This is a genomic window from Luteibacter sp. P1_D3, from assembly GCF_056406135.1.
In genome coordinates this window covers 145,926-159,952 of the sequence record NZ_JBFUAT010000003.1, presented here as the reverse complement: position 1 = coordinate 159,952, position 14,027 = coordinate 145,926, and the positions used below count along the sequence as shown (strand labels likewise).

The following is a 14,027-nucleotide window of genomic DNA, read 5'->3' as shown; positions in this document are numbered from 1 at the left end:
ATGGCTGAACCGAAACCTATGGATGCCTACACGGCGGGGCCAATCGGCGCGACAATAGAGGTCTCCCAGGTAACGGAAACCCCAACGTGACCACTCAGCTCGAGCAACTGCGCAAGATCACCACCGTCGTAGCCGATACCGGCGACATCTCGGCCATTGCCAAGTACAAGCCGGAAGACGCGACCACCAACCCGTCGCTGCTGCTGAAGGCGGCCGGTATCCCGACCTATTCGGGCTACATCGACGAGGCCGTGCAGTGGGCCAAGGGTCAGAGCAACAGCCGTGAACAGCAGCTGGTCGATGCCGGCGATCGCCTCGCCGTGCTGGTCGGCCGCGAGATCCTCAAGATCGTCCCGGGCAAGGTTTCCACGGAAGTGGACGCGCGTCTCTCGTTCGATACGAATGCCTCGATCGACAAGGCCAAGCGCCTGATCGGCTTCTACGAAGAAATCGGCATCAAGAAAGAGCGCATCCTGATCAAGCTCGCCTCGACGTGGGAAGGTATCCGCGCCGCGGAGAAGCTGCAGAAGGACGGCATCAACTGCAACCTCACCCTGCTCTTCAGCTTCGAACAGGCCGTGGCCTGCGCCGAAGCCGGCGTGTTCCTGATCTCGCCGTTCGTCGGCCGCATCTTCGACTGGTACGTTGCCAATACCGACAAGAAGACCTACGCGCCGGCGGAAGATCCGGGCGTGCAGTCCGTCCGTCGCATCTACGACTGGTACAAGCTCCACGGCTATGAAACCGTCGTCATGGGTGCCAGCTTCCGTAACATCGGCCAGATCCAGGCCCTCGCCGGCTGCGACCGCCTGACGATCGCGCCGGAGCTGCTGAAGGAACTGGACGAGAACACCAGCGACCTGCCGGTGGCGCTCAAGGACACCGGTGCGAAGGAAGCCAAGCCGGCCAAGCTCGACGAGGCCAAGTTCCGCTGGGGCCACAACGAGAACGCGATGGCTACCGACAAGCTTGGCGAAGGTATCCGCAAGTTCGCGGTCGACCAGCGCAAGCTCGAAGAACTGCTGGGCGCGAAGCTGTAAGCCTCGCTGCAACGGTGTAGCAAAAAGGGGCCTCACGGCCCCTTTTTTGTTACTGCTTTGTGTGGGAGCCGATTCATCGGCGATGGGCGTTGCAGCTACAGCGCTCCGTTGGCTTTTCGCCGCTGAAGCGGCTCCCACATGAGGTGCTACCGACGGATCTTGAAACCGAGCAGGCGGTCCACCGTCTTGCCATACGGCGGACGCAACATCGCCGAGACATCGAAACGCGCCTGCCGGTACACCGAACGCGCGTGACTGAACGTGCGAAAGCCGTCGACACCGTGATACGCACCCATGCCTGACGGACCGATGCCGCCGAACGGCAACTCGTCCATTGTCAGGTGCAGGATCGTGTCGTTGAGCGTGACGCCACCGACGATCGTGCGTGCAAGCACGCGCTCCTGTTCGTCTCGATCGTTGCCGAAGTAGTAGAGGCTGAGCGGCCGGGCATGCGCGTTGATCTGCGCAATCGCGCTGTCGATACCCTCATAGGGAATCACGGGCAGGATCGGCCCGAAGATTTCCTCACGCATGACGTCCATCTCGTCGTTAGCGCCGAGCACGATGGTCGGCGCGAGACGGCGGTCGTCGAAGGTTTCTCCGGCCTCGCCGAGTGAGCTTAGCGTCGCGCCTTTCGCCTTTGCATCCGCGAGATAACCGAGCAGGCGTTCGTGATGACGCGCGTTGACGATCGACGTGTAATCCGGATTGCCGCGCAGCGTGGGGAACATCCCGGCCACTGCCCGCCGCAGGGCATCCACCAAAGCCTCGACGCGATCGGAAGGGACCAGCACATAGTCGGGCGCGACACATACCTGGCCTGCGTTGAGCGTCTTGCCGAACATCAGCCGCTTCGCGGCGAGATCGAGATCGGCATCGCGTCCGACAATGGCCGGCGACTTGCCACCCAGTTCCAGCGTTACCGGTACGAGGTTCTCGGCGGCCGCTCGCATGACGTGCCGCGCGACCGAGGTCGCCCCGGTGAAGATGAGGTGGTCGAACGGGAGCGCGGAGAACCGTTCACCGACGCCGCTGTCGCCGGTAATCACCGCGATCTCGGTGTCGTCGAAGGCGCTGGCGATCATCGCCTGCATGAACGCCGACGAGCGTGGCGTGAACTCCGACGGCTTGATCATCGCGCGGTTACCGGCGGCGAGGATGCCGGCCAGGGGTGAGAAGGTGAGATTGAACGGGAAGTTCCACGGCGAGATCAGGCCAACGACGCCCTTGGGCTGGTAGTCGACCCAGGCGCGTGCACCCAGCAGCGCGAGCGCGGCTGGCGATACCTTGCGTGCGTCGCGGCGCATCCATCGCTTGACGTGCTTCTTCGCGTGCTTGAGCGGATCGATCGATGCGGCGACGTCGGTGATCAGTGAGCCCTGCACCGAGCGATGACCGAAGTCGTCGCGGAGGGCGTCTGCGATATCGCCAGCGTGGTCGACTAGCAGGCCGATGGCGCGGTCGAGGCGATCGATGCGAACCGCGGCCGACGGCGAACCGTCGGTCAGCTGGGCGAGCTTCTGGCGTTCGAGGATGGCATCCATGGCACCGAGTGTACGGCGAAGCTCACGGCCCCGGAGCCTGTTGGCTTTAGCTGTTGTAGGAGCCGATTTATCGGCGATCCCTGCGGAGAAGAGCGCCGATTATTACCGCGAGCACCCATCGCCGATGAATCGGCTCCTACAAGAGCATCAAGCTTACGACTGGAACCAGCCACCTCCCAGGGCACGGATCAGCTGGACGCTGGCACGCAACTGGCGGGTCTCGAGATCGATCACGCTACGCTGGGCATCGAGCGCGGCCGTCTGCGCCTGCACCACATCGAGGTAGCCGACGGCGCCGTTGCGATAGCGGTCAAGCGACAGATCCACCGAGCGTTGCGCCGCATCGGCGGCGGCGCGCTGGTCAGTGAGCGCCGTGCCGAGATCGCGCAGCAGGACGAGGTTGTCTTCCACCTGCGCGAAGGCGTTGAGGACCACGTCACGGTACTTAGCGCCGGCCTCGTCCGTCGCTGCCTTGGCGGCATCGACGACGGCCTTGCGACGGCCACCGTCGAACACGCTCAACAACAGCGTCGGGCCGATCGACCAGAAGCGATTCGGCGCGGTGGCGATGCTGCCCCAGGCGCTGCTCTGCCAGCCGCCCTGCGCGTCGAGCGTCAACTGTGGGAAGTACGCCGACCGTGCCACACCCACCCGGGCGTTTGCCTCGGCCGTGCGGCGTTCGGCAGCGGCGACGTCCGGTCGACGCTGGAGGATCACCGAGGGCACGTCGAGCGGGATGGTCGGCACCTTTACCTGCGCGTCGTTGGTCGCGAGGCTGAAGGTGGACGCGGAATCACCGACGAGCACGGCGATCGCGTGCTGGATCAGCGCACGCTGTGCCTGCGTCTGGGTGAGCTGCGATTTCGCGTTGGACAGCTGGGTCTGGGCGCGCGCCACATCCAGGCCGGACGAGATGCCGCCCTCGTGACGTGACTGCGTGAGCTCGAGCGCGCGACTGAAGGCGACGATGCTGTCGTTGAGCACCTTGACCTGGCGATCCAGGCCATTGAGCTGCAGATAGCTGTCAGCCAGCTGGGCCTGGAGGCTCAGGCGCGCCGAGGCGAGGTCGCCGGCCGCGGCGGCCTGCTCGGCCGTCCCTGCAGCGACGGTGTCGCGCACGCGCCCCCACAGATCGACTTCATAGTCCGCCTGCACGCCGATCGTGTACGAGCTATAGACCGCTGGCGAGGTGGTACCACGAAGCGGGCGTGTATCCGACTCGCGATCGCGCTGGCCGTTGCCGTTCAAGCCAAGCGTCGGAAACAGCGCGGAACGCACCTGCCGCGTGAACGCTTCGGACTGTTCGTAATGCGCCAGCGCCGCAGCAAGGCTGGCGTTGTTCGCGATCAGCTTCGTCTGCAGGTCGTCGAGGCGCGAGTCACCGTAGAGCTTCCACCAGGCATCCCGGTCGAGGTGATCGGCCGGCTTCGCTTCGGTCCACGGCGAGTTCGCGTTGGCGTACTGGTCGGCCGTGGGCACGTCGGGCACCTTGTAGGTCGGTGCGAGCGAGCACGCAGAGAGTCCGAGCGATACAAGGGCCGCGAGCCCACCGATGCGCCAGGGACCGAACCGGCTTTCGGAATCAGGCCTTCGCAGCATGGTCGCCTTCCGCCTTCTTCTTCGGTGCGTTGACGCGCACGGTGTCGCCGTCAGCCAGGCCATCGGGCGGGCTTTCGATCAGGCGGTCGCCTGCCGCGATGCCCGAGCCCAGCTGGATCGTCTTGCCGAGATCACGAGTGATCGTCACGTCCTTGAAGCTGACCTTGTTCTGCGCATCGACCACGGCGACGCGGAGCCCCTTCTCGTCGTACACAAGGGCACTTGCGGGCACGCTGAACAGGCCTGCGTTACCTGCCACGTCGAACTCGACGCTGGCGTAGGCGCCGGGCAGCAGCTTGCCGGCCTCGTTGTCGACGGAGACTTGGACGAGCGTCGTCCCGGTCGCCGCGCTGATCGAGGCCGACGACGACTCCACGGTGCCTTCAAAGGTCTGACCGGGGTACTCGGGCACGGTGAGTTTCACCGTCGCGCCCTGCTTGATGGACGGCGCATAGTTCTGTGGCACGTTCACGTACATGCGCAGCTTGCGTACGTCAGACACGACGAACAGTTCCTGGCCACCACCGCCCGCGTTGATCAATGCACCGACGTCGGTTTCGCGAGCCGTGACCGTTCCGTCGAAGGGTGCCGTCAGCTTGGCGTAGCCCTTCAGTGCCTGGATGCGTTCGAGATTGGCAGCGGCGGCAGCGGCAAGCGCGTGCTTGGCGTCGTAGTCACCGACTTTCTCGTCGACTTCCTGCTTGGAGACCGAGTCGGAATCACGCATCGACTGCCAGCGCTTGGCCGTGGTCTGCGCAAGGGATTCGTTGGCCCGCGCGCTGGYGAGATCCGCTTTCGCCTGCAGCAACTGCTGGTCGAGGTCGGGCGTCTCGATTTCGGCGAGCACCTCACCGGCCTTCACCTTCTGGCCGATGTCTGCCTTCCAGTATTTCAGGTAGCCGCTCGTCCGCGCGAAGATCGGCGCCCGCGAGTACGCCTGGAGTCGACCGGGCAGGTTGAGATCGCCGCCACCCTGGCCACCCTGGGGCGAGACGACGTTGACCGTGGGCTGGGACTGTTCGTTGGTCCAGTCGCGCAGCTTGCGTGAGTCGTTCGCGCGTGTGGCGACACCGGCGACGACGATCGCGAGGACCACGATCGCGGCGATGACGCCAGCCAGGCGAAGGCGGCGCGGCGGAGGGGTGTGCAAGGTATCAGGCGACATGGATGGGCTCTCCGGAGTTCACCGGGGTGGGTGACGGGTGACCACGACGCGCGTGGATCATGCTGAAGACGACTGGAACGAAGAAGAGCGTGGCGGTGGTGGCGAAGATCAGGCCACCGATCACGGCGCGACCGAGCGGTGCGTTCTGCTCACCACCCTCGCCCATGCCGAGCGCCATGGGTGCCATACCGATGATCATCGCCAGGGCGGTCATGAGCACCGGACGGAAGCGGACGAAGCCACCCTCGAGGGCCGCGGCATGCGCATCACCGAGCTCGGCAAGACGCTCGCGACAGAAGCTGACGACCAGGATGGAGTTCGCCGTCGCCACACCCATGCACATGATCGCTCCAGTGAGCGCGGGCACCGACAGGGTCGTATGCGTGCCGAAGAGCATCCAGATGATGCCGGCGATGGCCGCTGGCAAGGCGGTCACGATCACGAACGGATCGCTCCACGACTGGAAGTTGACGACGATCAGCAGGTAGATGAGAACGATGGCACCGAGCAGTCCGAGGATGAGGCCCGAGAAGGCACTGTTCATCGTCTGCACCTGGCCGAGAAGCGCGGTCGTGGTCGCCTTCGGCAGGAACTTCTTGTTCGCCTCGATGATCTTCTGGATATCACCGGCCACTGCGCCGAGATCACGATCCTGCGTGGTCGCGTAGATCTCGACCATGGACTGGATGTTGTACTGACTGAACACGGCATTCGTCGCGGTGCGCTGCACGGTCGCGAAGCCACCGAGGATCTGCGAGCCGGCGGCGCCGATGCTCGGACTGATCGGCACGTTCTGCAGATCGGCCATCGAGTCGATACTGTACTGCGGGGTCTGCATGACGATCGGGTAGGAAATGCCGTTCTGCGGATTGAGCCAGAAGGTCGGCGCGATCTGGCTGGAACCGGCGAGGTTCACGCCGAGACTGTTGGTCACGTCGCGCTCGGTGATGCCGACCTGCTGCGCCTGGCTGCGATCGACATTGACGTTGAGCGTCGGGTTCGCCTGCGACTGCTGGATACGCGCATCCGCCACACCGGGCACACGGCGGATCTCGCGCAGCAAGCGGTCGGCGTAGGCGAAATTCGCAGGCAGGTTCGGTCCACGGATCTGGAGATCGATCGGAGCTGGCGCGCCGAAGTTCAGGATCTGGCTGATGATATCGGCCGGGGGGAACGAGAACGTCGTGCCGGGGAAGGCGCGCGGAAGCTGCTCACGCAGCGTGCGCACGTACTCCGCCGTGGGTGCATGACCTTCGTTGAGGGAGATCTGGATGTCGCCGTCCTGGCTGCCGATCGTACCCGTGTTGTTATAGGCGTTGTTGATGCCCGAGCTCGACAAGCCGATGTTGTCCACCACCGTACCGAGTTCTTCCTTCGGAATCACACGACGCACGGCATCCGTTACTTCGGAGAACAGGCGAGCACTTTCTTCCACGCGCGTACCGACCGGCGCGCGGACATGCATGAGGATCTGGCCGGAGTCGACCGCCGGAAAGAAGTTGCGGCCAAGCATCGGAACCAGGGCGAACGTCAGAACCACGAAGGCCATGAAACCGATCACGAAGACTCGTCCATGCCCGAGCGCCAAGGCGAGAAGCCCGTGGTAGGTCTCACGAATGCTCTCGAAGCGCGCTTCGAAGCCACGCTGGAAACGCACCAGCGGGTTACGTGACGGCTTCTTGCCTTCGCCGTGCGGATCGTCGTGGGTATGCGGATGCAACAGATACTTCGCCATCGTCGGCACCAGGGTGCGCGACAGGATGAACGAGGCGATCATTGCGAACATCACCGCCTCGGCCATCGGCACGAAGAGGAAGCGTGCGACACCGTCGAGGAAGAACATCGGTACGAACACGATGCAGATACACAGCAGGGAGACGAAGGCCGGGGTGACGATCTGCGCTGCGCCGTCGAGGATCGCCGTTTCGACGTCCTTGCCTTGTTCCAGATGCCAGTTGATGTTCTCGATGGTGACCGTCGCGTCGTCCACCAGGATACCGACCGCCAGCGCGAGGCCTCCCAGCGTCATGATGTTCAGCGTTTCGCCGATGGCCGACAGCGCGGCGATCGAGCCAAGGATCGCCAGCGGGATGGACGTCGCGATGATGACCGTCGAGCGCCAGCTGCCGAGGAAGAGAAGGATCATCAGGCTGGTGAGTGCCGCCGCGATCACGCCTTCACGCGCGACACCCGCGATGGCACCGCTGACAAAGAGAGACTGGTCGCCGATCGGCTTGATCTGCAGGGAATCCGGCACCGAGCCCTTCATCGCGGCGACACGATCCTTGACGCCCTGGATGATCGCCAGCGTGGATGCCGAACCGTTCTTCAGCACCGTCATGAGCACCGAACGATTACCGTCCACGTGCACGATGTTGGTCTGCGGCGGTGCGCCGTCGCGCACGTGGGCGATATCGCGGATGTACACCGTCGCACCATTGACCGTCTTCACCGGCAGGTTGCCGAGCTCTTCGACGACCGAGGGTGCGTTGTTGAGCTGCAGCGTGTACTCGAACTGGCCGATCTTCTGCGTGCCCACCGGGGTGATCAGGTTTTGTGCAGCCAGCGCGTTGGCCACGTCTTGCGCGGACAACCCGCGCGCCTGCAGCGCCGGCGGATCGATGTCGATCTGCACCTGGCGCGTCTTGCCGCCGAAGGGGAACGGGATCGCCGCGCCGGCGACCGAGGTCAGCTGCGGACGAATGATGTTGAGGCCCAGATCGCCCAGGTTCTGCTCGGTCAGCCCATCGCCGGACAGGGCCAGCTGGATGATCGGCACCGTCGACGCGTTGTAGTTGAGGATCAGCGGCGGCGTGGTGCCGGCTGGCAACTGGCGCAGGAGCGTCTGCGCGACCGCCGTGACCTGCGCGTTGGCCGTGCGGATGTCCACCGTGGGCTGGAAGAAGATCTTGATGATGCCGAAGCCCTGGATCGAGTTCGCCTCGATGTGCTCGACGTCGTTCACGGTGGTGGTCAACACGCGTTCGAAGGGCGAGGCAACGCGGCCTGCCATCTGGTCGGGCGACAGGCCGGTGTACTGCCACACCACCGCGATCACGGGGATCTTGATGTCGGGAAAGATGTCCGTCGGCGTCCGCATGGCGGACAGCGGCCCTACGATGAGGATCAGCAGAGCGAGGACGACGAAGGTATACGGTCGCGAAAGTGCGATCCGGACAATGCCAATCATGGGGGACGGATTCCGTGCGCGATGTTGCGTCGCAGCGGATTTTGCGCCCGGACCTTCCTGCGGCGTAGTTAAGATTTATTTAGGTGGCAGGACACACGACAGAAAAAACCGCGCCTTTCTCGGTGCCGCCGACCGAAAGCGAGAACCCGTGCAGGCGCACGATCGCGCTGACGATCGCCAGGCCCAGGCCACACCCCGGCTTCGTCCGCGTCTCGTCACTGCGATAGAAACGGCGAAAGACCGCCTCGCGCTCGTTGGGCGGGATGCCCGGACCGGTGTCCGCGATATCGATGCGCGCGTCGCCGGTCGGATCGGTGCTTGCCACCAGGCGTACGGCACCGCCGTCCGGGGTGAACTTGATGGCATTGCCGACGAGGTTCGCGAAGGCCTCGAACATCAGCTGCGGATCGCCGCGCAACGGCGGCAGCCGGCCCACATCGAGCTCGAACACCTGGCCACGATCTTCGGCCAGGGGCGCGTAGAACTCGTGCACGTTGCGGAGTACGTCGCCGAGATCGAGCGTTTCGAAGCAGGCGCTACGCTGGCGATCTTCCAGTTCGGACACCCGCAACAGCGCACGGAAACGCGACAGCACGGTATCGATTTCCGCCACGCAGGCATCGAGCTGGTCGCCCTCGGGCTTGCCGTCGAACTGCTGTTGCAGCCGGTAGAGGCGCGTGCGCATGCGCGTGAGCGGCGTACGAAGATCGTGGGCGATGTTGTCGGTCACCCCCTTCACCTCGCCAAGCAGGCGCTCGATCTCCCCCAGCGTCGTGTTCACGGTGGACGCGAGAAGGTCGACCTCGTCGCCGCCACGGCTTACCGGAAGCCGAACGCTGAGGTCACCCTCGCGAATCGGCTCCATCGCGCGCTGGATGGCGCGAATGCGGCGTGCCGGCCCCCGGGCGATAAGAATGCCGCCGAGAACGCCAGGAATGAGGGTCAGGGACAGGCCCCAGAGCAGGCCACGCCGGATGATCGCGCCGACGCCGTCGATCGTCGCGCTTTCCTTGGCGACAACGAGGCGGGTCCCGTCGGGAAGCACCCGCGTGACGCCGCGTGCGCGGGTCGGCGTATTGCGCCGCGGATCGACAAGGCTCGCGCGGATGGAGTGAACGACACCTTCGTCGGTCAGATCCTGCGGCACGCTCTCGATATTGCCCGCCAGACGCTTGCCCTGCGCGTCGAACAGGCCGACCCACATGAAGCCCTGGACATCGATCTGGCTGGCCGCCTCCACGGTCGCCGGGAGCCGGCGCGGATCGGTGCCTTCAAGGTAATGAATGCGCGCGGCGAGCATGCCGTCGACGACGTTGGAGAGATAACGCGAGGCCTCCCACTGGACGACGCCCAGCAGCACCACGCACCAGATGGCGAACAGCGCGCCATAGATGAGGATCAGGCGCGACGTGGCGGAACGCCAGGCGTCAATCAGCGGGCGCAATGACATACCCCGAGCCGCGCACCGTTCGGATGAGCGGCACCTGGCCGGCGCCGTCGATCTTTCGACGGAGACGGCCGATATGGACGTCGATCACGTTGGTACCCGGATCGAAATGAAAGCCCCAGACATGCTCGAAGATCATCTGCCGTGTCACGACCTGACCGGCGTTGCGCATCAGGAACTCGAGCAGGCGAAACTCGGTGGGCAAAAGCGTCAGCGGCTGCCCGTTGCGCAGGGCGTTGTGACGCACGAGGTCGAGCTCGAGATCGGAAACGCGCAACCGGTTGCTGTTGGCATTGGGCTGCCGCCGGCGMAGGAGCACTTCCGCGCGTGCGGCCAGCTCGTCCGGCGAGAAGGGCTTGGTCAGGTAATCGTCGCCGCCGGCCCGCAAGCCGCGCACACGCTCGTCGACATCGGACAAGGCGCTGATCATCAGCACCGGCGTATCCACGGAACGCTCGCGTAGCGCGAGCACCACGTCGATACCGTCCATGCCCGGGAGCATGCGGTCGAGGGTGATGATGTCGAAGCCGTCTTCGAGCGCACGGGCAAGCCCGTCTCGCCCGTTGGCCACCCACTCGGCCGTCAGGCCGTGCGCGCCCAGCTCCGCGACGATGTCGCGAGCGGTGACTTCATCATCTTCGATGACCAGTGCCCTGGGCATCCTCTTCACTCCGTAGGGGGACAACGGAAAACGGCCCCACCAGGGGGGCCGTTCCGGATCTTACGCCCAACGACGCACTCAGGCGGCGATGGCGACGCGCATCTTCTTCATGGCGTTCGCTTCGATCTGGCGGATGCGTTCGGCGGAAACACCGTATTCATCGGCAAGATCCTGCAGCGTGGCCTTGTTGTCCTCGGCCAGCCAGCGGCGCTGGATGATGTCGCGCGAGCGGGCATCCAGGTTACCGAGCGCCGACGACAGCGCGCCCATCTGGTTCTTGCTCGCATCTTCTTCAGCGAGGTTGTCGTACGGATCGGCGCCTTCGTCGACGAGGAACGCGGCCGGTGCCGGCTTGTCGTCGTCATCGGCGTCGGCAGGTGCTTCGAAGCCGACGTCACGACCGGACAGGCGCGATTCCATCTCGCGAACCGTCGCCTCGGGGACACCCAGATCCTGGGCGACCACGCGGACTTCCTCGGCGTTCATCCAACCCAGGCGCTTCTTGCTCTTGCGCAGGTTGAAGAACAGCTTGCGCTGGGCCTTGGTGGTGGCGACCTTCACGATGCGCCAGTTGCGCAGGATGAACTCGTGCATTTCGGCACGGATCCAGTGCACCGCAAAGCTGACCAGACGAACGCCCTGGTCCGGGTCGAAGCGCTTCACGGCCTTCATCAGGCCGATATTGCCTTCCTGGATGAGGTCCGAAAGCTGCAGGCCGTAGCCGTTGTAGCCACGAGCGACATGGACCACGAAACGAAGGTGGGACATAACGAGCTGCTTGGCGGCGTCGAGATCGGCGTCGTCACGGAAGCGGCGCGCCAGCGACTGCTCCTCGTCAAGGCTGAGCACCGGGATGCGATGGACCGCCGAGATGTAGGAATCCAGACTGCCAACGACGCTCGGGAGCCCGTAGTTACGGGTGGCGAGGACCTGAGACATGTGTGGAACCTCCTGAAAACTGATGTGCAGATTAGCAGTCCCGATGTGAGAGTGCTAAGTCGCGCCGAAGTTCATATCGGTTAACTGTACGCTATGGTACAGAAATACCCCCGGGATGTCCAGAGGGACCCCTGGGGGATTCAGGAGGCAGACGGTTCCCCGGCCGAGAGTGACGCGGCAGCAGGGTCGTCGACGAGGCTATGTGGCCGCCGTACCTACGTTTATTGGGGCTGAGGGCTGGCTTTAAAGGGCGCGATCCCGGCCTACCGTTGACCGATGGCCCTCGCCTTCCCACCCGACCCAGGCACCGTTGTCATCTGCCACTTCCCGGCGGAGGGCACGGTTGTTGGCGCCAAAATGGTTAAGGTCCGGCCCGCCATCGTGGTTGGGCGCACGCTGGAAGGCCGGCGGGGACTGGTCAACATCGTGCCCATAAGCATGACCGCTCCGGCCAGACGTCGCCTCTGGCACGTGCCGATATCGGTGGCAGCCATGCCTCCCGGTTGGCGGGAAAAGCCCGGCGACCGATGGGCGAAGTGCGACATGCTTACCGTGGTAAGCCTCGAACGCCTGAGCCTCACCGCCTCAGCTCGTCGCAGCGGCTACCGCCGATTCGGCCAGGATCAGGTCGATGAAAAGACGATGAGGGACATCCGTCGCGCCATCGCTTACATGTTCGAACTTTTCTGAAAAGTCCGAATTTAGGGGTCTGCCGCGTTGCTTGTTGGGCGCCCAACAATTAACGTGCACTCGTCCGTCGGCACTAGCCGATCTCAAGACCTCGGTGAGACCTTCGGGTGGCAGCCGCGGCAGGCCGAATGCGCGATGACAAGCGCCTCGGATCCTAAACTGGCCCGCGAGCTTCGGCTCGCGGGCTTTGTCACTTCTGGGGACCGCGACTCGTCAGAGTTCGGCGCGCGGTGGCAACGACCAGTCGATCGGCGACTCGCCCCGCGATGCCAGGTAGGCATTCGCCTTGGCGAAATGGCCGCAGCCAAGAAAGCCACGATGCGCCGAGAGCGGCGACGGATGCACGCTGCGCAGGATCAGGTGGCGCGACGCGTCGATCAGCTGACCCTTCTTCTGCGCATGACTGCCCCACAGCAGGAAGACCAGTCCTTCGCGTTCGCGGTTGAGCGCATCGATCGCGGCGTCGGTGAAGCCTTCCCAACCTTTTCCCTGATGCGACGCGGCCTGCCCTGCTTCCACCGTGAGCACGGCATTGAGCAACAGCACGCCGCGATCTGCCCACGGGGTCAGGCAACCATGATCAGGCCGTGGAAGACCGAGGCTGGCTTCGATCTCCTTGAACATGTTCTGCAGCGAAGGTGGCACGCGCACACCGGGGCGCACCGAGAAGCTGAGGCCATGCGCCTGCCCGGGACCGTGATACGGATCCTGGCCAAGGATGACCACGCGCACCTTGTCGAACGGCGTGTGGCCGAAGGCGTTGAAGATATCCGGGCCCGGCGGGTAGATATCCTTGCCGGCGGCCTTCTCCTCACGCAGAAAGGTCGACAGCGCCAGCATGTCCGGTCGATCGAGGTAGTCGCCGATCCGCTGCTTCCACGAGGCTTCGAGTCGCACGCGCTCGTTCAACCCGTTGCCCTTTCGCGAAGGTGGAGCGCAACGCGCAGCTGGAAGAGCAGCTTGGTGATCAACAACTTCTCTTCCACCGGCTTTTCGACCAGATCGTTGGCACCGGCACGCAGCAGCGCGGCCTGGTTCGCCGGATTCTCGTCGCCGGTCATGATCAGCGTGGGCAGCAACCCCTTGCCGTAACCGAACTCGTTGCGAATGCACTCGACCAGATCGCCGCCGGTGAGTTCGCCTTTCAGGCTCACGTCGGTCAGCACGATATCGGCGCCGACATCGCCGCGCGACTTCGCTTCACGCAGGTAGTCGATGGCATCTTCGGCGCTGATCACGTGGCGGACGGTGAGTCCGTACTTTTCCATCATGCGGCGCGTGGCGAGCGCAACCACGCGGCTGTCTTCGACATAGAGCACGTCACCTTCGGCGCCGCCTTCCGGTCGCACGTAGCCGCGGATGAATTCCGCCAGGGCACCGAAGCCCAGCGACTTGTCGAAGTAATCGGTGACGTACTCACCCAGTTCGCGCCGATGCAGGCGCGACTCGACGTCACCGGAGACGACGACGATGGGCATGTAGATCTGCGGAGCGGACTCGCGAACGAAACGAGCTACGTCCAGGCCATCCATATCGGGCAGGCGTAAGGCGACGGTGACGAAATCGAAGACACCGCGCTGGAGTTCGGACTGGGCCTCGGCACCGGTGGCCACGCCAACGATCTCGACGCCCGGGACTTCGGCCGCGACCACGCGCGAAATCAGCTGGCGGACGACTTTCGAGCCGTCGACCAACAGGATTCGCGGCGCAGCGCCGGCAACACCCGAACCGATGTGAGATCCCACCCCTGTC

11 protein-coding genes are annotated in these 14,027 nt (G+C 64.4%); 2 read left to right on the top strand and 9 right to left on the bottom strand.

What is annotated here, in order from left to right; all coding sequences use genetic code 11:
- Window positions 1-86: 86 nt before the first annotated feature.
- The gene (gene tal / locus AC1DYM_RS04145; RefSeq protein WP_477336203.1) at window positions 87-1,040 is read left to right on the top strand and encodes a transaldolase; all 954 of its coding nucleotides are present in this window, start codon (window positions 87-89) and stop codon (window positions 1,038-1,040) included.
- Between the two features lie 146 nt (window positions 1,041-1,186).
- On the opposite strand, the gene AC1DYM_RS04140 is transcribed toward tal, so the two are convergent.
- The 7 genes from AC1DYM_RS04140 to rpoH form a co-directional block, all read right to left on the bottom strand.
- A complete protein-coding gene (locus AC1DYM_RS04140) occupies window positions 1,187-2,584 on the bottom strand; it encodes a coniferyl aldehyde dehydrogenase (RefSeq protein ID WP_477336201.1) in 1,398 nt (465 codons plus the stop codon).
- 153 nt (window positions 2,585-2,737) lie between these two features.
- A complete protein-coding gene (locus AC1DYM_RS04135) occupies window positions 2,738-4,183 on the bottom strand; it encodes an efflux transporter outer membrane subunit (protein ID WP_477336199.1) in 1,446 nt (481 codons plus the stop codon).
- Window positions 4,167-5,348, bottom strand: a complete 1,182-nt coding sequence (locus tag AC1DYM_RS04130; RefSeq protein WP_477336197.1) for an efflux RND transporter periplasmic adaptor subunit — start codon at window positions 5,346-5,348, stop codon at window positions 4,167-4,169. Before AC1DYM_RS04130 ends, AC1DYM_RS04135 begins: the two co-directional genes overlap by 17 nt.
- Window positions 5,338-8,538, bottom strand: a complete 3,201-nt coding sequence (locus AC1DYM_RS04125; RefSeq protein ID WP_477336195.1) for an efflux RND transporter permease subunit — start codon at window positions 8,536-8,538, stop codon at window positions 5,338-5,340. Before AC1DYM_RS04125 ends, AC1DYM_RS04130 begins: the two co-directional genes overlap by 11 nt.
- Window positions 8,539-8,617: 79 nt before the next feature.
- Window positions 8,618-9,988, bottom strand: a complete 1,371-nt coding sequence (locus AC1DYM_RS04120; RefSeq protein ID WP_477336193.1) for a sensor histidine kinase — start codon at window positions 9,986-9,988, stop codon at window positions 8,618-8,620.
- Window positions 9,966-10,646, bottom strand: coding sequence for a response regulator transcription factor (locus AC1DYM_RS04115; RefSeq protein WP_046968925.1), 681 nt, complete (start codon window positions 10,644-10,646; stop codon window positions 9,966-9,968). Before AC1DYM_RS04115 ends, AC1DYM_RS04120 begins: the two co-directional genes overlap by 23 nt.
- 78 nt (window positions 10,647-10,724) lie before the next feature.
- The gene (rpoH, locus tag AC1DYM_RS04110; protein WP_046968926.1) at window positions 10,725-11,585 is read right to left on the bottom strand and encodes an RNA polymerase sigma factor RpoH; all 861 of its coding nucleotides are present in this window, start codon (window positions 11,583-11,585) and stop codon (window positions 10,725-10,727) included.
- A 276-nt stretch (window positions 11,586-11,861) separates the two neighbouring features.
- On the opposite strand from rpoH, the gene AC1DYM_RS04105 reads away from it, so the two are divergent.
- Window positions 11,862-12,275, top strand: a complete 414-nt coding sequence (locus AC1DYM_RS04105; protein ID WP_477336191.1) for a type II toxin-antitoxin system PemK/MazF family toxin — start codon at window positions 11,862-11,864, stop codon at window positions 12,273-12,275.
- A 213-nt stretch (window positions 12,276-12,488) separates the two neighbouring features.
- On the opposite strand, the gene ung is transcribed toward AC1DYM_RS04105, so the two are convergent.
- Window positions 12,489-13,184 (bottom strand): uracil-DNA glycosylase, encoded by a 696-nt coding sequence (gene ung / locus AC1DYM_RS04100; protein WP_046968928.1) that lies wholly within the window; start codon window positions 13,182-13,184, stop codon window positions 12,489-12,491.
- A complete protein-coding gene (locus tag AC1DYM_RS04095) occupies window positions 13,181-14,020 on the bottom strand; it encodes a response regulator (protein WP_477336188.1) in 840 nt (279 codons plus the stop codon). The genes ung and AC1DYM_RS04095 overlap by 4 nt, the downstream gene beginning before the upstream one ends.
- Between the last annotated feature and the right edge of the window lie 7 nt (window positions 14,021-14,027).

Coding starts and splice junctions, on each gene's coding strand:
- rpoH (WP_046968926.1), bottom strand. CDS start 11,585: ATGTCTCAGGTCCTCGCCACCCGTAACTACGGGCTCCCGAGCGTCGTT.
- AC1DYM_RS04125 (WP_477336195.1), bottom strand. CDS start 8,538: ATGATTGGCATTGTCCGGATCGCACTTTCGCGACCGTATACCTTCGTC.
- AC1DYM_RS04105 (WP_477336191.1), top strand. CDS start 11,862: ATGGCCCTCGCCTTCCCACCCGACCCAGGCACCGTTGTCATCTGCCAC.
- AC1DYM_RS04135 (WP_477336199.1), bottom strand. CDS start 4,183: ATGCTGCGAAGGCCTGATTCCGAAAGCCGGTTCGGTCCCTGGCGCATC.
- AC1DYM_RS04140 (WP_477336201.1), bottom strand. CDS start 2,584: ATGGATGCCATCCTCGAACGCCAGAAGCTCGCCCAGCTGACCGACGGT.
- AC1DYM_RS04120 (WP_477336193.1), bottom strand. CDS start 9,988: ATGTCATTGCGCCCGCTGATTGACGCCTGGCGTTCCGCCACGTCGCGC.